10 protein-coding genes are annotated in these 23,046 nt (G+C 69.8%); 5 read left to right on the forward strand and 5 right to left on the reverse strand.

What is annotated here, in order from left to right; all coding sequences use genetic code 11:
• Nucleotides 1–8 precede the first annotated feature (8 nt).
• On the reverse strand, nucleotides 9–2,672 hold the full coding sequence (locus HH212_RS17890; RefSeq protein WP_170203706.1) for a M1 family metallopeptidase: 2,664 nt from the start codon (nucleotides 2,670–2,672) through the stop codon (nucleotides 9–11).
• 199 nt (nucleotides 2,673–2,871) lie between these two features.
• On the opposite strand from HH212_RS17890, the gene HH212_RS17895 reads away from it, so the two are divergent.
• Nucleotides 2,872–3,492: a glutathione S-transferase family protein gene (locus HH212_RS17895; protein WP_170203707.1), complete on the forward strand. Its 621-nt coding sequence runs from the start codon at nucleotides 2,872–2,874 to the stop codon at nucleotides 3,490–3,492.
• Between the two features lie 206 nt (nucleotides 3,493–3,698).
• Here the strand turns inward: HH212_RS17895 and HH212_RS17900 are convergent, their stop codons facing one another.
• The gene (locus HH212_RS17900) at nucleotides 3,699–4,577 is read right to left on the reverse strand and encodes a CheR family methyltransferase (RefSeq protein ID WP_170203708.1); all 879 of its coding nucleotides are present in this window, start codon (nucleotides 4,575–4,577) and stop codon (nucleotides 3,699–3,701) included.
• Nucleotides 4,577–9,586 carry a HAMP domain-containing protein gene (locus tag HH212_RS17905; protein WP_170203709.1) on the reverse strand — a complete coding sequence of 1,670 codons (5,010 nt, stop codon included), beginning with the start codon at nucleotides 9,584–9,586 and terminating at the stop codon, nucleotides 4,577–4,579. The genes HH212_RS17900 and HH212_RS17905 overlap by 1 nt, the downstream gene beginning before the upstream one ends.
• A gap of 395 nt (nucleotides 9,587–9,981) precedes the next feature.
• Between HH212_RS17905 and HH212_RS17910 the strand changes: the two genes are divergently transcribed.
• Nucleotides 9,982–10,713 (forward strand): helix-turn-helix transcriptional regulator, encoded by a 732-nt coding sequence (locus HH212_RS17910; protein WP_170203710.1) that lies wholly within the window; start codon nucleotides 9,982–9,984, stop codon nucleotides 10,711–10,713.
• On the opposite strand, the gene HH212_RS27840 is transcribed toward HH212_RS17910, so the two are convergent.
• Complete coding sequence (locus HH212_RS27840) at nucleotides 10,688–11,062, reverse strand: helix-turn-helix domain-containing protein (protein ID WP_370663881.1); 375 nt, start codon at nucleotides 11,060–11,062, stop codon at nucleotides 10,688–10,690. The genes HH212_RS17910 and HH212_RS27840 overlap by 26 nt on opposite strands.
• Nucleotides 11,063–11,163: 101 nt before the next feature.
• Nucleotides 11,164–13,209, reverse strand: a complete 2,046-nt coding sequence (locus HH212_RS17920) for a prolyl oligopeptidase family serine peptidase (RefSeq protein ID WP_170203711.1) — start codon at nucleotides 13,207–13,209, stop codon at nucleotides 11,164–11,166.
• Nucleotides 13,210–13,355: 146 nt separating this feature from the next.
• On the opposite strand from HH212_RS17920, the gene recC reads away from it, so the two are divergent.
• Genes recC through recD form a run of 3 tightly spaced genes read left to right on the forward strand, consistent with a single transcriptional unit; the run spans nucleotide 13,356 to nucleotide 22,944 of the window.
• Nucleotides 13,356–16,817 carry an exodeoxyribonuclease V subunit gamma gene (recC, locus tag HH212_RS17925; protein ID WP_170203712.1) on the forward strand — a complete coding sequence of 1,154 codons (3,462 nt, stop codon included), beginning with the start codon at nucleotides 13,356–13,358 and terminating at the stop codon, nucleotides 16,815–16,817.
• A complete protein-coding gene (gene recB, locus HH212_RS17930) occupies nucleotides 16,814–20,737 on the forward strand; it encodes an exodeoxyribonuclease V subunit beta (protein WP_170203713.1) in 3,924 nt (1,307 codons plus the stop codon). Before recC ends, recB begins: the two co-directional genes overlap by 4 nt.
• Nucleotides 20,734–22,944, forward strand: coding sequence for an exodeoxyribonuclease V subunit alpha (gene recD, locus HH212_RS17935; RefSeq protein ID WP_170203714.1), 2,211 nt, complete (start codon nucleotides 20,734–20,736; stop codon nucleotides 22,942–22,944). Before recB ends, recD begins: the two co-directional genes overlap by 4 nt.
• Nucleotides 22,945–23,046 lie beyond the last annotated feature (102 nt).

The following is a 23,046-nucleotide window of genomic DNA, read 5'->3' on the forward strand; positions in this document are numbered from 1 at the left end:
GCGGCTCCTCAATCGGGGTGGCGCGCCAGCCAGGCGTCGATTTCCGGCAGGCGCGCCGCGTTGACCTTGACCCGGTCCTGGATCGCCGCGATCGCCGCTTCCACGTCGCCGCGCGCGCCGGCCGCCAGGTTGGCGCCGGCGTAGGCGTTCAGCTTGCCGACCATGGCCGGGTCGGACGAACCGCCGGCCAGGCGCGCGAAGTAGCGGCTGCGCGAGCTGGCGTCGACGCGCCGGTTGATCTGTTCCTGGTGCGCCAGCGCGAAATCGAAGGCCAGGTCCGGATGGCGCCGCGCCACCGCCGAGATCATGGCGGCGCTGTTGGTCAGGCCGGGTTCGTCGGTCAGGGCCAGCTGCAGGGCGCGCTCGGCCAGCGCGCGGTCGGCGCCGAGCGCCAGCTGCACGTACAGGTTGTCGCGCACCAGCGGCGTCTTTTCGACGCGGGCGCTGGCGCGCAGCGCGTCCCAGGTGGCGGCGTCGGCATGCTGCGCCACCACGGAAGTGACCACCTTGCGCAGCGCACCGGGCACCGCCGCCGGATCCTGCTGCATGGCGGCGTAGCGGCGGCGCGCCTCCTGGACGACGTTGGCGTCGCCCAGCTCGCCCAGCACGACGATCAATTGCTCGCGCAAATTGGCGACCGCTGACGCCTCGCCGCTGCGCGCCGTCCAGCCGACCTGCGCCATCACCGGCGCCAGGCGCGCGCGCGCAAACGCGTCGAAACGCTGCTGGCGCGCGGCGTCCGCCGCGTAGCGGTCGTGCAGGCCGTCCAGCACGCTGGCGATGCGCTGCCACACCTGCGGGTCGGCGCCCAGCGGGGCGCGCCTGGCCAGGTCGAGCACGTCGGAGGCCGGCTGCATGCCGGCCATGCCCAGCGCCGTGCTGTCGGACAGCAGGCCGATCTGGTCGATCGGCGCCAGCGTGGCGAACTGGCCGGCCAGCGCCGCGAATTCCTTCGGCGCGTACAGGGTGCGGTAGTAGCCGCTCTGGCCGGCATTCACCACCACCGCGCCGCAGCCGGGCAGGGCCAGGCTGCCCTTGCCGCCGGCCACCAGCGTGCTGGCCGGCTTGCCGTTGCCGCCGATTTGCGCGATCACCGGCACGCGCCAGGCCAGCGGCTTCTTGCCGGGGCGGTCGCGCGAGAATTCTTCCTGGGTTAGCGCCACGGTGGTCTTGCCGCCCGCGCATACCGGGGCGCCCACGCGGATCAGCGGCACGCCCGGCTGCAGCGTGAAATCGTGGGCGATCGCCGTCACCGGCTTGTTCGCCGCCTTTTCGATCTGCCGCCACAAATCGTCGGACACGGTGTTGCCGTAGGCATGGGCCTTCATGTAGGCGCGCACGCCGCTGCGCCAGGCATCCTCGCCGACGTAGGCTTCCAGCATGCGGATGACCGCTTCTCCCTTCTGGTAGGTGATCTCGTCGAAGGCCTGGCTGGCCTGCTCGACGGTCTCGATGTGCTGCACCACCGGGTGGGTGGCGGCGACCGAATCGCGCCGCATGGCGGCGTCGCGGCCGTTCAGCGCGCCCAGGCGGGTGTTCCATTCCGGATGCAGGCGCGCCGTCATGCGGCTTTCCATCCACGAGGCGAAGCCTTCGTTCAGCCACAGGTCGTCCCACCAGCGCATCGTGACCAGGTCGCCGAACCACTGGTGCGCCATTTCGTGGGCGGCGGTGGCGAACACTTCCTGGCGGTCGTGCTGGGTGGAGATGGCCGGATCGAGCAGCAGCGCGTACTCAAAGGTGAAGATGGCGCCCCAGTTTTCCATGGCGCCGAAGAACTGGCTCTGGCCCGGACCGGCGATGTTGTCGAGCTTGGGCAGCGGGTAGCGCACCCCGAAGTAATCGTTGTATTCCTTCAGCACGGCGGCCGAGGAATCCAGCGCGAACCTGGCCTGGTCGAGGGCGCCGCGGCGCGTGATCACGCCCAGCTCGGTGCCGTCGACGCTGGCGGTGGCGCGCTCGAAGTCGCCCACGCCCAGGAACAGCAGGTAGGTCGACATCTTCGGCGACTGGGCGAAGCTGACCCGCTTGCGCCCGTCGGCCAGCGTGGCGGTGTTCGCTGCCGGCATGTTGCTGACCGCCATCTGGCCGGCCGGCACCGTGACGTCGAGCTTGAAGGTGGCCTTGTAGCCCGGCTCGTCCCACGACGGAATCATGCGGCGCGCATCGGAGTTCTCGAACTGGGTGTACAGCGCGCGCTGCTGCTTGCCGCCGGCGCCCGGGTAATCCAGCGAGAACAGGCCGACCGCCTGGGTGCCGATGATGCCGCTGTAGTCGAGCGCCAGGCGGTAGCCGCCCGGCGCCAGCGGACGGGCGAAGCGGAAGGTCGCGGTCTGCGCCTCGGCGTTCACGCTGACCGTGGCCGGCAGCGCGGCGCCGCCGCCGGCCGGGACGATCTCGGCGCGTGAAAAGGCCAGGTCGGCGGCGTTCAGCGTGATGCTGTCCATGCCCCTGGCCAGCGCCAGCGTGATGACGGTGCGGGCGCCGAAGCGGCCGGCCGCCGCGTCCGGCGTCAGCGAGACCTCGTAGTGGCTGGGGACGACGCCGCGCGGCAGCTGGGTGGTGGTCTCGGCCTGCGCCGTTCTGGCGGCGGGCGCGGCGGCGTGGACGGGCAGGGCGGGCAGGGCCGCCAGGGCCAGGGCGACGGCGGTGGAAAGCAGGCTACGGTGCATGGGGTATCTGGTCGATTGATTGTATGTATGTACGTCGCGCTTGCGCCGAGGGCCGCAAGCCGGCTTGCCAATCTACGGGCTGGGACGGCCGGTGTCAATCCGGTATCGGTGGCTGCGCGGCCTGCGCTATGATCGGAACGCGGCCGTGCGCGGCCGCATCCATTCTCGGCGTGATACGACAACGACAAGGAGACCCAGCATGAAACTGTACACCACCGCGCGCGCGCCGAATCCCCGCCGCGTGCTCATGTTCATCGCCGAAAAAGGCATCCGCGATATCGAACCGGTCCAGGTCGACCTGGGCAAGGGCGAGCAGCGCGACCCCGCCTTCACGCGCCTGAATCCGCTGGCCCAGGTGCCGCTGCTGCAACTCGACGACGGCCGCGTGCTGGGCGAGACGCGCGCGATCTGCACCTGGCTGGAAGGCCTGCATCCGCAGCCGAACCTGATGGGCGAGGGGTTCGAGGAGCGCGCCTTTATCGAGATGGCCGACCGGCGCGTCGAGCTGGGGCTGTTCATGCGCATCGCCAATCACCTGCGCCATGCGCACCCGGGCCTGGCGCACCTGGAGCAGCCGCAGTTCGGCGACTTCGGCGCGGCGCAAAAGGACAAGATGCTGGATAGCGCGCGCTGGCTGGACGGGGTGCTGGCGGCGCAGCCGTATGTGGCCGGGGAGCGCTTCACGATCGCCGACATCACGGCATTCTGCGCGCTGGAATTCGCACGCCTGATGAAGTTCCGGGCGGCGGACGCCGGCCTGGCGCACCTGCAGGCGTGGCGCGACCGGATCGCGGAGCGGCCGAGCGCGCAGGTGGTGTGAGCCAAGCGCGTTGATCTTTGCGCCAGTTTGCAAACCGTCGTCCCCGCGCAGGCGGGGACCCAAGCTGACCGTGATCGTATCGAGGTGCTTGCGTAGCGACCGTCGTCATTCAATATGGGTCCCCGCCTGCGCGGGGACGACGTACAGCTTGTCGTGTTCGAAAATAAGGCCGCCAGTACGCGACGAACCAAGAGTAGCAGCGCCCTTCATCCCACCCGCTTGTACCACGGCCTGTCTCCACCCACCGCCTGGTAGGTCCCCGCATGCGCATCCGTCACCGCCAGCGGCCGGTCCAGGCACAGCACGCCGAAGCGCGCCAGGCTGTCGTGGAACAGGCGCAGCACGCGCTGGCGCAGCAGCGGGCCGAAGTCGGGCAGGGCGCCGCAGCACAGGATCGCCTGGAATTCGTTGAATGAGGCGTCGGTCACCAGGCTGTACTGCGACCAGGTGATGGCGCGCCGCAGCTGCGGGCGCAGGCGCGCCATGCCGTCCTCGACCTCGAAGTAGGACGCCAGCGCGGCCGCGCCGCCGGCCAGTGCGTAGCGTTCTTGCGCCGCCGCCAGCTCGGCCACGGGAATCGCGGCGTCCTGCATCTCGCCCACCAGTTCCTCGTTGGCGAGGGTGGCGTGGATGTCGAGCCGGCCGGCCACGCCTTCCTCGGCCAGCACGATCGCCAGCGTCCAGGCCTCGCCCACGCCGGCGCACTCGGCCATCCACACCTTCGGCACCGGCCAGCCGCGCAGCGCCGGCGCCAGCACGCCGCGCAGGCGCGCCGCGTGGCCGGGATGCGCGAACAGCGGCCCCGGCGCCACCGACAGCGCGCGCAGCACGACGGCGGCGGCCGCCGCATCGTGCAGCACCCGCTCCTGCAGCCCGGACAGGGTGGCCGCGCCCTGCGCGCGCAGCGCCTGCACCAGGCGGCGGCGCAGGGCGGCGCGGTCGTAGGCGCGGAAATCGTGGCCGAAGCGCTGGAACAGGGCTTCCAGCAGCAGCTCGGTTTCCAGCTCCTCCACCGCCAGGGCGGCGGCCGGGCCGGTCCACGCGTGTGCGGCGCCCGCCGGCGCCGCCTCGTTCGGTGCCGCCATCAGTGCAGCCAAACGCGCATCATCGACAGCAGCTGGGCCACGTCCACCGGCTTGGTGATGTAGTCCGAGGCGCCGGCGGCGATGCACTTGTCGCGGTCGCCCTTCATCGCCTTGGCGGTCAGGGTGATGATCGGCAGCGACTTGAATTCCGGGATGCGGCGGATGGCGCGCATGGTGTCGTAGCCGTCCATCTCCGGCATCATGATGTCCATCAGGACGATCTCGATGCCCGGGTCCTTTTCCAGCACCTCGATGCCGTCGCGGCCGTTCTCGGCGAACGCCACCTGCATCTGCTGGCGTTCCAGCAGCGAGGACAGGGCGAAAATGTTGCGCAGGTCGTCGTCGACGATCAGCACCTTGCGGCCGGCCAGGGTGCCGTCCAGCGCATGGATCTCTTCCAGCATGCGCCGCTGGGCGTCGGGCAGGCTGGCCTGCGAGCGGTGCAGGAACAGCGCGGTCTCGTCCAGCAGGCGCTCGGGCGAACGCGCATCCTTGACCACGATGGTCTTGGCGTAGCGCTTCAGCCGGGCCACGTCCTGGTGCGACAGTTCCTTGGCGGTGTACACCACGATCGGCAGGTCGCGCAGCGCCGGCTGGCTGCCGATGCGGTCGAGCAGCTCGAAGCCGGTGACGTCGGGCAGCGTCAGGTCCAGCACCATGCAGTCGAAGTCGCGTTCGGCCAGCGCCGCCAAGGCGGCGGCGCCGTCGTGGGCGGTGACGATGTGCACGTCGGCGGCGCCCACCAGGCTCACGATCGCATCGCGCTGGGCCGGGTCGTCCTCGACCACCAGCAGCGCGCGCTTGCCGCCCATCAGGAACTTCTGGATGCGCTTGAATTCGTCCTGCAGCACCTCGCGCGTGACCGGCTTTTCGACGTAGGAGATGGCGCCCTGGCGCAGCGCGCGCTCGCGCTCGCGCAGGGCCGAGATCACGTGCACCGGGATGTGGCGCGTGCCGGGGTCGCGCTTGAGGCGGTCGAGCACGGTCAGGCCGTCGATGTCGGGCAGGTCGATGTCGAGCAGGATCGCCGACGGCAGGTAGTCGCGCGCCAGCGACAGCGCCGAGTCGCCGCGGTGGGTGACGATGCCCTTGAAGTTCTTTTCGCGTGCGAAGTCGAGCAGGGTGGCGGCGAAGCGCTCGTCGTCCTCGACGATCAGCACCGACGGATCGCCCGGCGTGGTGATGCCGCGGTCGTCCATCACGTCGTCGTCGCCGGCGGCGCTGTGCGCGGCGGCGGGGAAGGCGCCGGCGTCCGCTTCCGGCGCGCCGCCCGCGCCAGGGCCGCGCACGCCGGCCGCGGCGTCGGTTTGCGCTGCCGTGCCCGCCCCCACGCCGGCGCCGGTGTCACGCGCGCTCGCCGCGGACGCCGCGGGCGCGGTTGCGGACGGCGCGGCGGCCTGCGCGGCAGCTTGCGGCGGCGCCAGGCGCGCCGGCTGCGGCTGGCGCGTCTGTTCGTAGTTGATGAAGCCGGCGCGGTTGTACGGCAGGTACAGGGTGAAGGTGGAGCCGGCGCCGACGGTCGACTCGACCCGGATCTCGCCGCCCAGCAGGCGCGCCAGTTCGCGCGAGATCGACAGGCCCAGGCCGGTGCCGCCGTACTTGCGCGCGGTCGAGCCGTCGGCCTGCTGGAAGGCTTCGAAGATCAGCTGCAGCTTGTCGGCCGGGATGCCGACGCCGCTGTCGCGCACCGAGAACGCCAGCACCGCGTCGGCGTCCGGCAGGTGCGGGTGCTCCTGGCTCCAGCCGCCGGCCACCAGGCCGATCGACAGCGACACGTGGCCGTGGCTGGTGAACTTGAAGGCGTTCGACAGCAGGTTCTTGAGCACCTGCTGCAGGCGCGTGGTGTCGGTCATCACCGCGCCCGGCAGGTTGTCGGCCAGTTCGACCTGGAAGCCCAGGTGCTTGGCCTCGGCCATGTGGCGGAAGGTGCGGTCGACGTAGTTGCGCAGGGTGGCGAAGCGGTACTCGGCCACGTCCAGCGTGACCGTGCCGGACTCGATCTTCGACAGGTCGAGGATGTCGTTGATCAGGGTGAGCAGGTCGGAGCCGGAACCGTAGATGGTCTTGGCGAATTCGACCTGCTTGCCGGACAGGTTGCCTTCCGGGTTGTCGGACAGCTGCTGGGCCAGGATCAGCAGGGAATTGAGCGGCGTGCGCAGTTCGTGCGACATGTTGGCCAGGAACTCGGACTTGTACTTCGAGGACAGCGCCAGCTGGGTCGCCTTTTCTTCCAGCGCCAGCTTGGCTTGCTCCACCTCGCGGTTCTTGCGCTCCACCTCGATGTTCTGGTCGGACAGCAGGCGCGCCTTTTCCGCCAGTTCCAGGTTGGTCTGCTGCAGCTCCTGGGCCAGCGACTGCGACTGGGTCAGCAGCGATTCGGTGCGGCTGTTGGCCTCGATCGTGTTGAGCACCACGCCGATCGATTCCATCAGCTGGTCGAGGAAGGACAAATGGGTCTCGGTGAAGCGGTCCAGCGAGGCGATCTCGATCACCGCCTTGACCTGCTGCTCGAACAGGATCGGCAGCACCACGATGTTGGTCGGCGGCGCCGCGCCCAGGCCGGACGAGACCACGATGTAGTCGCGCGGCACGTCGGTCAGCCAGATGCGGCTCTTCTCCAGCGCGCACTGGCCGACCAGGCCCTCGCCCGGCAGGAACGAGGTCGGCAGCTTGCGGCTGGAGCGGTAGCCGTAGGAAGCGATCATGCGCAGGCGCGCATCGGTCTCCTGCGAATCCATCATGTAGAACACGCCGTGGTGGGCCGAGATCAGCGGCGCCAGTTCCGACAGGATCAGCTTGGTCACCGCCTGCAGGTCGCGCTGGCCCTGCAGCAAGCGCGTGAAGCGCGCCAGGTTGGTTTTCAACCAGTCCTGCTGCGCGTTCTTCTGCGTGGTTTCTTTCAGGTTGCGGATCATCTCGTTGATGTTGTCCTTCAGGTAGGACATCTCGCCGCGCGCTTCCACCGTGATCGAGCGCGACAAATCGCCGCGCGTCACCGCCGTCGCCACCTCGCCGATCGCGCGCATCTGGTTGGTCAGGTTCGCCGCCAGCTGGTTGACGTTCTCGGTGAGGTCCTTCCAGGTGCCGGCCACGCCGGACACGTTGGCCTGGCCGCCCAGGCGGCCCTCGGTGCCGACCTCGCGCGCCACGCGCGTCACTTCCGAGGCGAAGGAAGACAGCTGGTCCACCATCACGTTGATGGTGTCCTTCAGTTCCAGGATCTCGCCCTTGACGTCGACCGTGATCTTCTTGGACAGGTCGCCGCGCGCCACGGCGGTGGTCACCGCGGCGATGTTGCGCACCTGGCCGGTGAGGTTGGACGCCATGAAGTTGACGTTGTCGGTCAGGTCCTTCCAGGTGCCGCCCACGCCCGGCACGTAGGCCTGGCCGCCGAGCTTGCCCTCGGTGCCGACCTCGCGCGCCACGCGCGTCACTTCCGAGGCGAACGAGGACAGCTGGTCCACCATCACGTTGATGGTGTCCTTCAGCTGCAGGATCTCGCCCTTCACGTCCACGGTGATCTTCTTGGACAGGTCGCCGTTGGCCACCGCGGTGGTCACCTCGGCGATGTTGCGCACCTGGCCGGTCAGGTTGCCGGCCATGAAGTTGACGTTGTCGGTCAGGTCCTTCCAGGTGCCGGCCACGCCGGGCACGTTGGCCTGGCCGCCCAGGCGGCCCTCGGTGCCGACTTCCCGCGCCACCCGCGTCACTTCCGAGGCGAACGAGTTCAGCTGGTCCACCATCACGTTGATGGTGTTCTTCAGTTCCAGGATCTCGCCCTTGACGTCGACCGTGATCTTCTTCGAGAGGTCGCCGTTGGCCACCGCCGTGGTCACGTCGGCGATGTTCCTCACCTGGCCGGTCAGGTTGCCGGCCATCGAGTTGACCGAGTCGGTCAAGTCCTTCCAGGTGCCGGCCACGCCCTTCACCTGGGCCTGGCCGCCGAGCTTACCTTCGGTGCCGACCTCGCGTGCCACCCGCGTCACCTCGGACGAGAACGAGGACAGCTGGTCCACCATCACGTTGATGGTGTTCTTCAGTTCCAGGATCTCGCCCTTCACGTCCACCGTGATCTTCTTCGACAGGTCGCCGTTCGCCACCGCGGTGGTCACGGTGGCGATGTTGCGCACCTGGCCGGTGAGGTTGGAGGCCATGAAATTCACGTTGTCGGTCAAGTCCTTCCAGGTGCCGCCCACGCCCGGCACGTAGGCCTGGCCGCCCAGCTTGCCCTCGGTGCCGACCTCGCGCGCCACGCGCGTCACTTCCGAGGCGAACGCGCGCAGCTGGTCCACCATGACGTTGATGGTGTCCTTCAACTGCAGGATTTCGCCGCGCACGTCCACCGTGATCTTCTTCGACAGGTCGCCGTTGGCCACCGCCGTGGTCACCTCGGCGATGTTGCGCACCTGCGAGGTCAGGTTGCCCGCCATCGAGTTGACCGAGTCGGTCAGGTCCTTCCAGGTGCCGGCCACGCCCTTCACCTGGGCCTGGCCGCCGAGTTTACCCTCGGTGCCGACCTCGCGCGCCACGCGCGTCACCTCCGACGAGAACGAGGACAGCTGTTCCACCATGGTGTTGGCGGTCTGCGCCGCGCGCAGGTACTGGCCCTTGAGCGGATGGCCGTCCACTTCCAGCGCCATGGTCTGCGACAAATCGCCCTTGGCCACCGCGCCGATCACGCGCGCCATCTCGGTGGTCGGGCGCACCAGGTCGTCGATCAACGTATTGACCGAGCTGATGATGGTGGACCAGCCGCCTACCACGCCCGGCACGTCGGCGCGCTGGGTCAGGTGGCCTTCGCGGCCGACCACGCGCGACACCTCGGTCACGGTCTCCACCATCTTCTGCTTGGTTTCGATGATGTCGTTCAGGGTGTCGGCGATCTTGCCGGACACGCCGGTCCAGTCGGACGGCATGCGCACCGAAAAATCGCCCTTTTTCAGGGCCATCAGCGTGGACAGCAACAGCTTGACATCGAGCTGTTCGGCCATGTCGGTCATGTTATTCATTGACGGGGGTTCCTTGGTGGCGCTTGGGCGCGAAGCACAGGGTCATGTAAGGCACGGCAAAAGCGGATGCGGTTCGGGGTGCGACACGGATGCAAAGAAACGAACGATACGCTTGTGCCCGCACAAGTCAAGTTTGCCTATCTGCAACAGCAAATAGATTACCAGAAATTATTTTGTGATTTAGCAATATATGTGATGAAAAATATGTGATTTTAGTGATTTTATCGCGCGGAGCTGCGACGATCCTTCAACTCGTTTCACGGAATGATACTGTTGAGCTATCGAATGCTGCGATTCCAGCGATCGTGATTGAGTTTGGGTTTCATTTTTCGTGCTTTTTGGTTACAACTCATCTAGCATGTGGAATGTCATTACATTAACGACGCGAGGGAATCATGAAGATCGCCCAGTTGGAGCAGCTGTTGCGTCGAGATAATCCGGATGCCTGGGGAGAAGCGCTGTTCGCGCTCGGCCGTGCGTACGGTTTCGACAAGATGTTGTTTCGCTTGACCGGGCCGCGCCATGCGCGCAAGGAATTTAGCTTGGTCCAGAGTAACTACCCGGCCGGCTGGCGCGAGCACTACGATGCCGCGCGCTATGTGTATATCGATCCGATCGTGAGCCATTGCCTGGCCAGCGTGCTGCCGCTGATCTGGGATGCGCAGGTATTTGCCGCTGCGGCGCACCAGGGGCTGTACCAGGAAGCGTGCTCGTACGGCATCCGCTCGGGCGTCAGCTTGCCGATGCACGGGCCGAACGGCGAATTCGGCATCGTGTGCTTTGCTTCGGGCTTGGCGCCGGACGCGGCGTTCGCACGCGATGTCGAGGCCATGCTGCCCGACCTGGCGCTGGTACGCGATTATGCGTTCGCGTCGGGCGTGCGCTTTTGCCCGACCACGCCGGCCGAGGCGGCGCCCAGGCTGACCCCGCGCGAGCTGGAGGTGCTCGGCTGGGTGATGGCGGGCAAATCGTCGTGGGAGATTTCGAAGATCACCGGCTGCGCCGAGACGACGGTGAAATTCCACATGGGGAATATTCGGCAGAAATTCAACGTCAATACCCGGCAACAGGCGGTCGTGAAGGCGATTTCGCTGGGGCTGATCACTCCAGAAGATCACCGTCGCTGAATTTGCCGTTGACGTACAGTTTCAGCAGCAACGCGACCGGCGCCGGCACCGCCAGCCCGTTCTCGAAGCGGCTGCCGCTCGACTGGGTGACGCCGAAGCGGCCCCAGAATTTCTCCTGGCTCTCGCGTTTGCTGATCCGGAACTTTCGCAGATCGTTGAGGGAAGGCGTCAAGGACGCCAGCGGTTTGACACTCCCTGCAACAGGTTCCCACAGGGCTGCTTCGGTAACGAAATCATTAGCCATCGCCGTTCCTTCGAGGAAAAATGAATGAGGTTGAACCGTCTCACCCAGGCCAGTCGGCGACTGATGCCTGCTGAGATCGAATTCAGTATGCCATGCATCATTCATTGCGCATCCTATCTAAACGGCTAGTTCCCAACGGAATCGTGTGGTCATGCACGACGCCGTTATGGTAAATGCATGCCGCCTGGCTGCATATCGTCCCGGCCTCACGCGCGCCCGAGCTGGCGCAGCAGGAACACATAGGTCAGGGCCCACATGGTCGCGGTCTGCTCGTTGTTGGCCGCGCCGGCGTGGCCGCCCTCGGTGTTTTCCCAGTACAGCACGTCATGCCCCTGTTCCTGCATCAGCGCCGCCATCTTGCGCGCGTGGCCGGGGTGGACGCGGTCGTCGCGGGTGGAGGTCGTGAACAGCACGCGCGGGTAGCGCTTGTGCGCCGACACGTTGTGGTAGGGCGAATACTTGCCGATGAAGGCCCATTGCGCCGGGTCGTCCGGGTCGCCGTATTCGCCCACCCAGGAGGCGCCGGCCAGCAGCTGGTGGTAGCGGCGCATGTCCAGCAGCGGCACCTGGCACACCACGGCGTTGAACAGGTCCGGGCGCTGGGTCAGCACGGCGCCGACCAGCAGGCCGCCGTTGCTGCCGCCCATGATGCCGAGGTGGCGCGGGCCGGTGAGCTTGCGCGCGACAATGTCTTCCGCCACGGCGATGAAGTCGTCGAAGGCGTGCTGGCGCCGTTCCTTCAGCGCGGCCTGGTGCCAGCGCGGGCCGAACTCGCCGCCGCCGCGGATGTTGGCCAGCACGTACACGCCGCCCTGTTCCAGCCAGGCGCTGCCGGTGACGCCGCTGTAGAACGGCGCCAGCGACACTTCGAAGCCGCCGTAGCCGTACAGCAGCGCCGGATTGGCGCCGTCGAAGACCGTGTCGCGGCGCCGCACCACGAAGTAGGGCACCTCGGTACCGTCCTGCGAGCGCGCCGTGAACTGGTCGACCGTGTACGGGTCGGCGTCGAAAAAGGCCGGCATGGATTTCAGCAGCGTGCGCGTGTCGCTGCCGGCCCGGCCCAGGTACAGGCTGCTCGGCGTGAGGAAGTCGGTGACGGTCAGGAAGTAGTCGTCGGAGGCGAATTCGTCGACGCTGGAGACGTCGAGCGAACCCATGCTCGGCGCCGCCACGTCGCGCCGCTGCCAACCGTCCGCCGTGAGGCGCAGTTCGACGATGCGGCTCTTGACGTTGTCCAGCACCGTCAGCAGCAGCGCGTCGCGGGTGGCCGTCAAGCCGTCCATCGAGGTGGTGGGAGACGGCGCGAACAGCAGGTCGAAATCGCGTTCGCCGGCCATGAAGCGGGTGAAGTCCATGGCCAGCAGCGCGCCCTGCGGCCAGGTGCGCCCGCCCGCGTCCCAGTCGGAACGCAGCTCGATCACGACCTGGTCGCGCACCGTGAAGGCGTCGGCGTCGAACGGCTTGGGTACCGGAACCAGGGCGCCGGCCTCGCGCAGGAACAGCTCGCTGGTATAGAAATCGACCTGGCGCCGCACGAACTGGTGTTCGAAACCTGGGGTCGGATCGTGCCAGGCCGAGGCCGACAAGTCGTCCGGCTGCGCCGCGTACACGAGCGTGGCCTGTTCCAGCGGCGTGCCGCGGCGCCATTCCTTGACGATGCGCGGGTAGCCGGATTCGGTCATCGAACCCTCGCCGAAGTCGGTGGCCACGAACAGCGTCTCGCGGTCGATCCAGCCGGCGCTGGCCTTGGCTTCCGGCAGCACGAAACCGTCGTCCACGAAGCGCAGCGTGGACAAGTCGAACTCGCGCACCACGTGGGCGTCGCCGCCGCCGCGCGACAGCGACACCAGGCAGCGTTCCCCGCGCGGCTTGAGGGTCGACACGCCGGCCCAGACCCAGTTCTCGTCTTCGTCGCGCGCCAGGGCGTCCAGGTCGAGCACCGTCTCCCATTGCGGCGTGGATTTCGCGTACTCGTCCGGCGTGGTGCGGCGCCAGATGCCGCGCTCGTGCTCGGCGTCGCGCCAGAAGTTGTAGTAGAAGTCGCCGTGGCGGCCGACGTAGGGAATGCGTTCTTTCGAATCGAGGATGGTCTTCAGGCGCGTGCGCAGCGCCGCGTAGCGCGGATCGCGCGCCAGTTCCTGCTCGCTGTGGGTGTTGCGCGCGCCGACCCAGTCGAGGGCGCGCGTGGAGGAGACCTCTTCCAGCCACAGGTAGGGATCGTGCGGAGAGGAGGGGATTGCCGGGTCGGACATGGTGCTTCCTTGTAGTCGGGTTCGCCGATGGCGAAAACCCCATGGTAGCAACAATGGAAAACTGCCGCAGGTCAATGGAATTTCGAGCTCTACCGCAATATGGCCATAAGTAGTATGCTGCCGGCATCCCGTCCAATGCCCCCGTCATGCCAGCCCCGATCACCCCCGGCCTCCTCATCCTGCACGGCAACCAGATGGAATTGCTGCGCGCCGCCGTTTTCGACTGGCTGCGCGACAATCCGCTCGGCCCGCTCGAGGAAGAGCTGATCCTGGTGCAGTCCAACGGCGTGGCCGAGTGGCTCAAGATCGCGCTGGCGGAAGACGTCGGCGTGTGCGCGGCCACGCGCGTGGCGCTGCCGGCGCGCTTCCTGTGGCAGGCCTACCGCGGCATGCTGGGGCCGGAGCGGGTACCGCGCCGCTCGCCCTTCGACAAGGATGCGCTGGTGTGGCGCCTGATGCGCCTGCTGCCCGAGGCGATCGAAAAGGAGAAGTTCGCGCCGCTGCGCCAGTTCCTGGCGGACGGCGACCCGGAACGCCGCCTGCAGCTGGCCGAGCGCCTGGCCGACCTGTACGACCAGTACCAGGTGTACCGCGCCGACTGGCTGAGCGACTGGGCCGACGGGCGCGATCAGTTGCGCCGTCCCGGCGGCGACGCCGTCGAGCTGGCGCACGACCAGTGCTGGCAGGCCCAGCTCTGGCGCGAGATCCACGCCAGCCTGCCGCCCGAGCGGCGCTGGTCGGGGCGCGCCACCATCCACCAGCAATTCATGGCGGCGGCCGAGGACGGCAAACCGCCGGCCGGCAAGCTGCCGCGCCGGGTGGTGTTGTTCGGCATGTCGACGCTGCCCTACCAGACCATCCAGGCCATGGCCGGCCTGTCGCGCTACACGCAGGTACTGCTGGCGGTGCCGAACCCGTGCCAGTTCTACTGGGGCGATATCATCGAAGGGCGCGAACTGCTGCGCGCCGCCTATCAACGCCACCAGCCGCGCAACGGCGCCAGCCTGGCCGACATTCCGCCCGAGCAGATGCACGCGCACTGCCATCCGCTGCTGGCCAGCTGGGGGCGGCAAGGGCGCGACTTCGTGCGCATGCTGGACGAATTCGACGGCGACCACGGCGCCCGGTTCGGCAGCCTGCGCGTGGACCTGTTCTCGGACGACGCGGGCGATTGCCTGCTGGCCCAGGCCCAGGCCGCCATCCGCGACCTGCTGCCGCTGGACGAGCATCCAAAGGCCCCGCCGGCCGCGAGCGACCGCTCGATCGAATTCCACATCGCTCACAGCGCCCAGCGCGAGGTCGAGGTGCTGCACGACCAGCTGCTGTCCTGGTTCGCGGAAGAACGCGACGAACCCTTGCGTCCCCGCGACGTGGTGGTCATGATGCCCGACATCGACACCTTCTCGGCCGCGATCCACGCGGTGTTCGACCAGCACAAGCGCAGCGATCCGCGTTATATCCCCTTCGAGATCGGCGACGTCAAGGACCGCAGCGTGAACCCGCTGCTGGTGGCGCTGGAGTGGCTGTTGCGCCTGCCGCAGCAGCGCTGCCGCCAGAGCGAGGTGCGCGACCTGCTCGACGTGCCGGCGCTGGCGGCGCGCTTCGGCGTGGGCGAGGACGACCTGCCGATCCTGGGCCACTGGATCGAGGGCGCCAGCGTGCGCTGGGGCCTGGACCGGCAGCACCGCGCCGGCCTCGGGCTGGGTTCCGCCGGCGAGCAGAATTCCTGGCTGTTCGGCCTGCGCCGCATGCTGCTCGGCTACGCCACCGGCGCCGGTCCCAGCTTCGGCGACATCGAGCCGTACGCCGAGGTCGGCGGGCTGGACGCGGCCCTGGCCGGCTCGCTGGCCGAACTGGTGGAAGCGCTGCTGGCCTGGCGCGAACAATTGGACGAACACCTGCGTCCGCTGGAGTGGGGCAAGCGCGTACGCGCCATGATGGCGCGCTTCTTCCGCGCCGCCGGCGAGGAAGACCGCCTGGTGCTGAACCAGCTCGACGAAGCGCTGCAATGCTGGCTGGAGATCTGCGCCAACGCATCGTTCGACGAGCCGGTGCCCCTGGCGGTGCTGCGCGAAGCCTGGCTGCGCGAACTCGACCAGCCGGCGCTGACCCACCAGTTCGTCTCCGGCGGCGTCACCTTCTGCACGCTGATGCCGATGCGCGCCGTGCCGTTCCGCGTGGTGTGCCTGATGGGGATGAACGACGGCGATTTCCCGCGCCGCGCCCAGCACGCCGACTTCGATCTGCTGGCCATGCCCGGCATGGGCCGCCCCGGCGACCGCTCGCGCCGCGACGACGACCGCTATCTGATGCTGGAAGCGCTGCTGGCGGCGCGCGACAAGTTCTACGTCAGCTGGGTCGGGCGCAACGTGCGCGACAACACCGAACAGCCGGCCTCGGTGCTGGTGTCGCAGCTGCGCGACTACCTGGCGTCCGGCTGGAACATGGATGCGCAAGCGCTCACCACCGTGCACGCGCTGCAACCGTTCTCGCGCCGCTACTTCGAGCGCGGCGGGCTACTCACCTATGCCGGCGAATGGCGCGCGGCGCACGGGGCGGCGGCAGGCGCCGGCGATGGTGGCGACGCGCCTGCGTCCGCCGTACTCGAACCGTACGAGCTGGAACCGGACTACCGCTTGAAACTGGGCGAGCTGGCCAGCTTCCTGCGCCAGCCGGCGCGCTACTTCTTCCGCCGCCGCCTGGGCGTGCATTTCGACAGCCTGGAAGTGGTGGGCGAGGACGAGGAACCGTTCTCGCTGGATGCGCTCGAACGCTACTTCCTGGAAGACACGCTGCTGGACGACAGCGGCCTGCCCGAGCCGCAGGAAGACGTGCGCCGCGTGCTGGCGGCGCGCGCCGAGCGCCTGGCGCGCGAAGGGGTGCTGCCGATCGGCCTGATCGGGCGCCAGTGGCAGCAGCAGCTGGTCGACGAACTGGTGCCGGTGCGCACGGCCTGGCTGGCGCTGGGGGCGCGCTATCCGCATGAGGCGCCCAAGCTGGCGCTCGCGCTGGAGCTGGCGTGTGCGGACGGGTCCACGCTGCCGCTGGACGACTGGATCGACCGCCTGCGCAGCGACGGCGCGCGCAGCGTGTGGCTGATGCAGGTCTCCAGCAAGGTGCTCGACCGCAAGGGCGCGCCGCGCGGCGACAAGCTGATCGGGGCCTGGCTGCGCCAGCTGGCCGCCGGCGCCATGGGGCATGCGGTCACCGGCTACCTGGTCGGGCGCGACGCCACGGTCGAGATGGCGCCGCTCGACCCGGACGCGGCGCGCGCTGCCCTGTCGCGCCTGGCGGCGCTGTGGCGGGCCAACCTCGACCGGCCCCTGGAAGTGGCCTGCAAGACCGCGCTGGCGCACCTGCAGGGCGGCGATGCGCGCGAGACCTACGACGGCGGCTTCGAGCTGGACGGCGAAGTGATCGACCCCTGCCTGGCGCGCCTGTGGCCGGAATTCGCGCTGCTGGCGGCGTCCGGCGGCTGGCCGGGCGTGGCCCAGGAACTGTACGGTCCGCTGGCCGACTGGCTGGCGGGCGGGGTGCGCGTGCTGCCGTTCGGTGCCGACGCCGACGCCGATGCCGATGCCGGCGCGCACGCGGGAGCGGCGGCATGAGCAACCTGGAACCGCTGGCGTTTCCGCTGCACGGCTCGCGCCTGATCGAGGCCAGCGCCGGCACCGGCAAGACCTACACCATCGCCGCGCTGTACCTGCGCCTGGTGCTGGGGCACGGCAGCAAGGGCGCGGACGGTTCCGCCGCGGCAGGAGACGACGGGCAGGGCGGCATGGGCATGGACGCCGAATTCGATCCCGACTTCGACCTGGCCTTCGACGCCGGCTTTGGCGATGCCGAAGCGGATTTCGCCGCGCGCTTCGACGCCGGCGCCGGCCCGGATCTGGACGGCGCCCCCGCCTGGTCCCTGGACGATGCGGCGGGCGAACCTGCAAGCCACGGCGCGTACGGTGGCGCCCAGGGCGGCGGCGAGGCCGAGCCGAGCGCCTACCTGCGCCCGCTGATGCCGCCCGAAATCCTGGTGATGACCTTTACCCGCGCCGCCACGCGAGAGCTGTCGAACCGCGTGCGCGAGCGTCTGGTGCAGGCGGCGGCGTACTTCCGCGGCGAGGCCCGCAGCGACGATCCCTACCTGGCGGCGCTGGCCGACAGCTATGCCGACGAAGGCGGGCGCGCGCTGGCCGCGCACCGCCTGGTGCTGGCCGCCGAGACCATGGACGAAGCGGCCATCTTCACCATCGACGCCTGGTGCCAGCGCATGCTGCGCGAGCATGCCTTCGATAGCGGCAGCCTGTTCGACGAGGAACTGGTCAGCGACGAGCGCGGCCTGTTCGAGGATGCCGCCCACGATTACTGGCGCCAGCACGTGTATCCGCTCGGCGGCGCGGCGCTGGCGGCGCTGCTGTCCTGCTTCAAGGACGTCGAGGCGCTGAAGCGCGCGGTGCGCGAACTGGTGCCGCGCGCCGACGGGCTGGACCAGGAAGGCGATGACGCCGCGGAGAGCCTGGGCGCGCTGATCGTGCGCATTGAACGCCGGCGCCAGGGCGAACTGGCGCGCATCAAGGCCGGCTGGGCCGAGCGCGCCGACGCCATGGAAAACTGGATCGCCGCCGAACGCGATCGCAATCCCAAGTGCTTCCACGGCAGCAAGATGCGCGCCGACACCCTGGCCAAGTGGTTCGATGCGCTGCGCGCCTGGGCGCTCGATCCGCAACTGCACACCCCGGCGCTGACCGAGGCGGCCTGGAACCGCCTGGCGCCGGACGGCATCGTGGACGCCTTCAGCAAGGGTTTCAGCACCACGGTGCCGGCCTGCTTCGACGCCATGCGGGACCTGCGCGCGGCGCTGGACGCGGTGGCGCCGCTGGCGCATGCGCTGCTGCGCCACGCCGCCGGCCAGATCGCCCGGCGGGTGGCGGAACTCAAGCGGCGCAACCGCCAGTTCGGCTTCGCCGACATGCTGGCGCGCCTGAAGGAGGCGCTCGAAGGACCGAACGGCGCGGCGCTGCGCCAGCGCATCCTCGACCAGTTCCCGGTGGCGATGGTGGATGAATTCCAGGACACCTCGCCCGACCAGTACCGCATCTTCGACCTGCTGTACCGGGTGGCCGACAACGATCCGGCGCGCGGCCTGTTCCTGATCGGCGACCCCAAGCAGTCGATCTACGGCTTCCGCGGCGCCGACATCCACAGCTACCTGGCGGCGCGGCGCGCCACCGCCGGGCGCCACTACCAGCTCGGCACCAATTACCGCTCGACGGCGCAGCTGGTGCGGGCGGTCAACCGCCTGTTCCAGTACGCCGAGGGCGAGGCCGGCGATCCCGGGCAGCCGGGCTACGCCGCCGGCGCCTTCCGCTTCCGCAAGGATGGCGACAATCCGCTGCCGTTCGAGGCGGTGGCGGCGGCCGGGCGCCGCCAGCAGCTGGTCGGCGTGGACGGACCGTTCCAGGCGCTGGCGGTGTGCTCCACCGGGCGCGACGACCTGCGCACCGACGACTACCGCGCGTTCTTCGCCGAGCACTGCGCCGAGCACATCGTCACGCTGCTGAACGACGCCCGGGTCGGCTTCGGCGACCCCGGGGGCGGCTTCCAGCGCCTGGTGCCGGCGGATATCGCCATCCTGGTGCGCGACCGGCGCGAGGCGGCCGCGGTGCGCCATGCGCTGGCGCGGCGGCGCGTGGCCAGCGTCTACCTGTCCGACCAGGACTCCGTGCTGGACAGCGAAGAGGCGGCCGACATGCTGCGCTGGCTGCAGGCGGTCGCCAATCCGCTCGACGGCGCCCTGGCGCGCGCCGCCTTCGCCACCGCTACCTGCGCGCTGCCGCTGGCCGCGCTGGCGCGCCTGGCCAGCGACGAGCAGGCCTGGGAAAACCGCGTCGAGCAATTGAAGAACCTGCACCAGGCCTGGCAGCGCCAGGGCGTGCTGGCCATGCTGCGCCGCTTCATCCACGAACTCGGCCTGCCGTCGCAGCTGCTGGCGGCCGGCGGCGGCGAACGCCGGCTCACGAACCTGCTGCACCTGGCCGAGCTGCTGCAGGAAGCCAGCCGCGAGCTGGACGGCGAGCAGGCGCTGATCCGCTGGTTCGCCGAGCAGATCGACGGCATGGGCGAGGCCGGCGACGAGCGCGTGCTGCGCCTGGAGAGCGATGCCGAGCTGGTCAAGGTGGTCACGGTGCACAAGTCGAAGGGCCTGGAATACCCGCTGGTGTACCTGCCGTTCGCCGTCACCGCGAGGAAGACCGAGCGCAGGAACCGCGCCTTTTTCGAATACGTCGACGACGGCGGCGCGCGCCGCATCGACCTGGGCCTGGGCGACGCGGCATTGGAAGCGGTCGACCGCGCGCGCCTGGAGGAAGACCTGCGCCTGCTGTACGTGGCGCTCACGCGCGCGCGCCACTTCCTGTGGCTGGGCGTGGCCGCGGTGGCCGCCGGCAGGAAGGGCGAGAACCGCCTGCACGAATCGGCGCTCGGCTACCTGTTGACCGGCGGCGAGGCGATCCCGGCGGCGTCGATGGGCGCGCGCTGGCAGCGCCTGCGCGGCGACGTCGACGGCATCGCGCTGCACGACCTGCAGCCGCTGGACGGCTTCACCGTGCTGGCGCGCCAGGATGCGCGCCCGGAACTGCTGCGCGCCGCCCCCTTCGAGCATGCCTTCGAGCGCAACTGGTCGATCGGCTCGTTCACCTCGCTGACCCGGCACACGGTGGCGCCGCCGACGCGTCCGCAGGAAGAGAACCTGATGGAAGAGGCGGAAGCGGGCGCGGTCGAGCCTGTGCGCGTCGAGGACGCGCCCTGGCACCGCTTCCCGCGCGGCGCCACGCCGGGCAACTTCCTGCACGAGCAGCTCGAATGGATGGCGCAGGAAGGCTTCGATCGCATTGACGACGCGGAGCACGGCGCGCGCCTGGCCCAGCGCATCGAACGCGCCGGCTGGGCCAACCGCCTGGACGATGCCCTGGCGTGGCTGCGCGCGCTGGCGACGACGCCGCTGCCGCCGCTGGACGCCGCCCTGGCCGACCTGGCGCGCGAAGGCACGCTGCTGCCGGAGATGGAATTCTGGTTCCCCAGCCGCAGCCTCGACGTGGGCGCGCTGGACCGCCTGTGCCGCGCCCGCCTGCTGGGCGACGTGGCGCGCCCGACGCTGCCCGAGCGCCAGCTGCACGGCATGCTGAAGGGCTTCACCGACCTGGTATTCGAGCACCGGGGCCGCTACTGGGTGCTCGACTACAAGTCGAACGCGCTGGGGCCGGGCGACGCCGCCTACACGCAGGCGGCGATGGCGGCCGGCATGGCCGGGCACCGCTACGACATCCAGGGCGCGATCTACCTGCTGGCGCTGCACCGCCTGCTGCGTGCGCGCCTGGGCGCCGCCTACGATCCCGCCACACAACTGGGCGGCGCGCTGTTCCTGTTCCTGCGCGGGATCGCCAGCCCGGCCACCCACGGCTGCTTCCTGCTGGCGCCGGACCTGGAATTGCTCGACGGGCTGGATGGCCTGTTGGGCGATGGAGAACGCACATGAACCGACGAGCCCGACACGAGCCGCAGCAGGCCGGCCTGCCGGCGGATGACGCCCCGGCCGCAGCCGCAGTCGTAGCCGAAGGCGCCGGCGCGCCCGCGCCCGCGTCGTCACGCGCCAGCGGCGCCGTGGATGAAGGCAACGTCGACACCGGCGGCCCCCGCATCGACGGCATCGGCGGCAGCGACCTGGAGGGCGGCGCAGCCGGCGGCCCTTACGCCGCCTTCTGGCGCGAGACCGAACGGCTGACCGAGGCCGGCGCGCTGCGCCGCCTGTCCGGCGCCTTTGCCCGCTTCGTGGCGACGCTCGGCGCCGGCGAAGGCGCCAGCGGCGGGCGGGGCACATCCGGCGACGGCGCGCTGCTGCTGGCGGCGCTGGTGCTGTCCGAACTGGAAGGGCGCGGCCACAGCTGCCTGCTGCTGTCCGACCTGGCCGGCGACCCGGCCGCGCTGCTCGGCTGGCTCGATGACGACTGGAAGGCGCTGGCGCGCGCGGCGCGTCCGCTGCCGCGCGGCGCCAAGGGCTGGAGCGCGCGCCTGGCGGCGTGCGAGCAGGTGTGGCAGGCGGGGAACCTGGACTATGGCCAGCCGCTGGTACTGGACACGGAGGCCGCCGGCGGCAGCGGCGCGCGCCTGTACCTGCGCCGCTACTGGCGCGACGAGACCCTGGTGGCCGCCAGCATCCGTGCGCGCGCGCTCGACCGGCGCCAGGTCGACACGGCGCGGGTGCATGCATGGCTCGACCAACTGTTCGGCGCGCGCCGTCCGGACGACGCGGCGCAGGGACCGGACTGGCAGAAGCTGGCCTGCGCGGTGGCGCTGCGCGGCGCGGTGGCGATCATCACCGGCGGCCCCGGCACCGGCAAGACCTATACCGTGGCGCGCCTGCTGGCGCTGCTGTTCGCCACCGCGCCGGACGCCGCGCGCCAGCGCGTGGCCCTGGCCGCGCCCACCGGCAAGGCGGCGGCGCGCCTGAAGCAATCGATCGACAAGGCGCTGGGCGAGCTGGCCGAGCGTGTCGGCGCCGCGCTGCCGCTGCGCGAACTGACGGCGCGCATGGGCGCGGCGCGCACGCTGCACTCGCTGCTGGGCGCGCGGCCGGACACGCGCGCCTTCGCCCACCACCGCGGCAACCCGCTCGACGTCGACGTGCTGATCGTCGACGAAGCCTCGATGGTGCATCTGGAGATGATGGCTTCGCTGCTCGATGCGCTGCCGCCGGGCGCCATCCTGATCCTGCTGGGCGACAAGGACCAGTTGGCGTCGGTGGAAGCGGGCGCGGTGCTGGGCGACTTGTGCCACGACGCCCAGGCCGGCAACTACGACGCCGCCACCCTGGACTACGTGAAGGCCGCCAGCGGCGAGGACGTGCCGGCCGCCTTCGCCGGCGCCGGCGGCGCGCTGGCCCAGCAGACCGTGATGCTGCGCCACAGCCGCCGCTTCGGCGGCCCGATCGGGCGCCTGGCGCTGGCCGTCAACCGCGGCGACGTCGAGGCGGCGATCGCCGAATTGCGCAGCGGCGCGCCGCTGCGCTGGATCGAGCGCGCCCAGCAGCAGCATGCGATCGCGCTGGCCGAGGACGGCTACCGGCCCTATCTGCAGCTGCTGCGCGCGACCCTGGCGCGCGCGGCGGACGGCTGCGCCGCGCACGACGACCACGAGCAGCGCGTGCGCGCCGTGCTGCAGCGCTTCGAAGCCTTCCGCATCCTGTGCGCGGTGCGCGAGGGGGAATGGGGCGTGCAGGGCCTTAACGGCGCCATCGAGGCGCGCCTGGAGCAGGCGGGCCTGGTGCGGCGCGGCGGCGACTGGTACGTCGGCCGCCCGGTGATGGTGACCCGCAACGACTACGGCACCGGGGTGTTCAACGGCGACATCGGCCTGACGCTGGACGACCCGGCCCGCCCCGGCTCGCTGCGCGTGTACTTCCTGGAAGGCGACAAGGTGCGCAGCGTGCTGGCCACGCGCCTGCGCCACGTCGAGACCGCGTATGCGATGACGGTGCACAAGTCGCAGGGCTCGGAATTCGCGCACACGGTACTGGCGCTGCCGAAGGAGGGCGGGGCGGTGCTGGCGCGCGAGCTGGTGTACACCGGCATCACCCGCGCCAGCGCCGCCTTCACGCTGGTCACGCCGAGCGCGGCGGTGCTGGGCGAGGCGGTCGAGCGCCGCACCCACCGCGCCAGCGGCCTGCGCGCCATGGTCGAGCGCTAGCCCCGCAAGCCCCGCCCAGCGCAGCGCACGCCAGGCGTGAGCGTGGATTCATGCGCTTTGGGTAGAATGTGCAATCGATGCGGCAAACCTTGGCAATGCACG

The sequence above is a fragment of the Massilia forsythiae genome, from assembly GCF_012849555.1.
GTDB lineage: Bacteria > Pseudomonadota > Gammaproteobacteria > Burkholderiales > Burkholderiaceae_D > Telluria > Telluria forsythiae.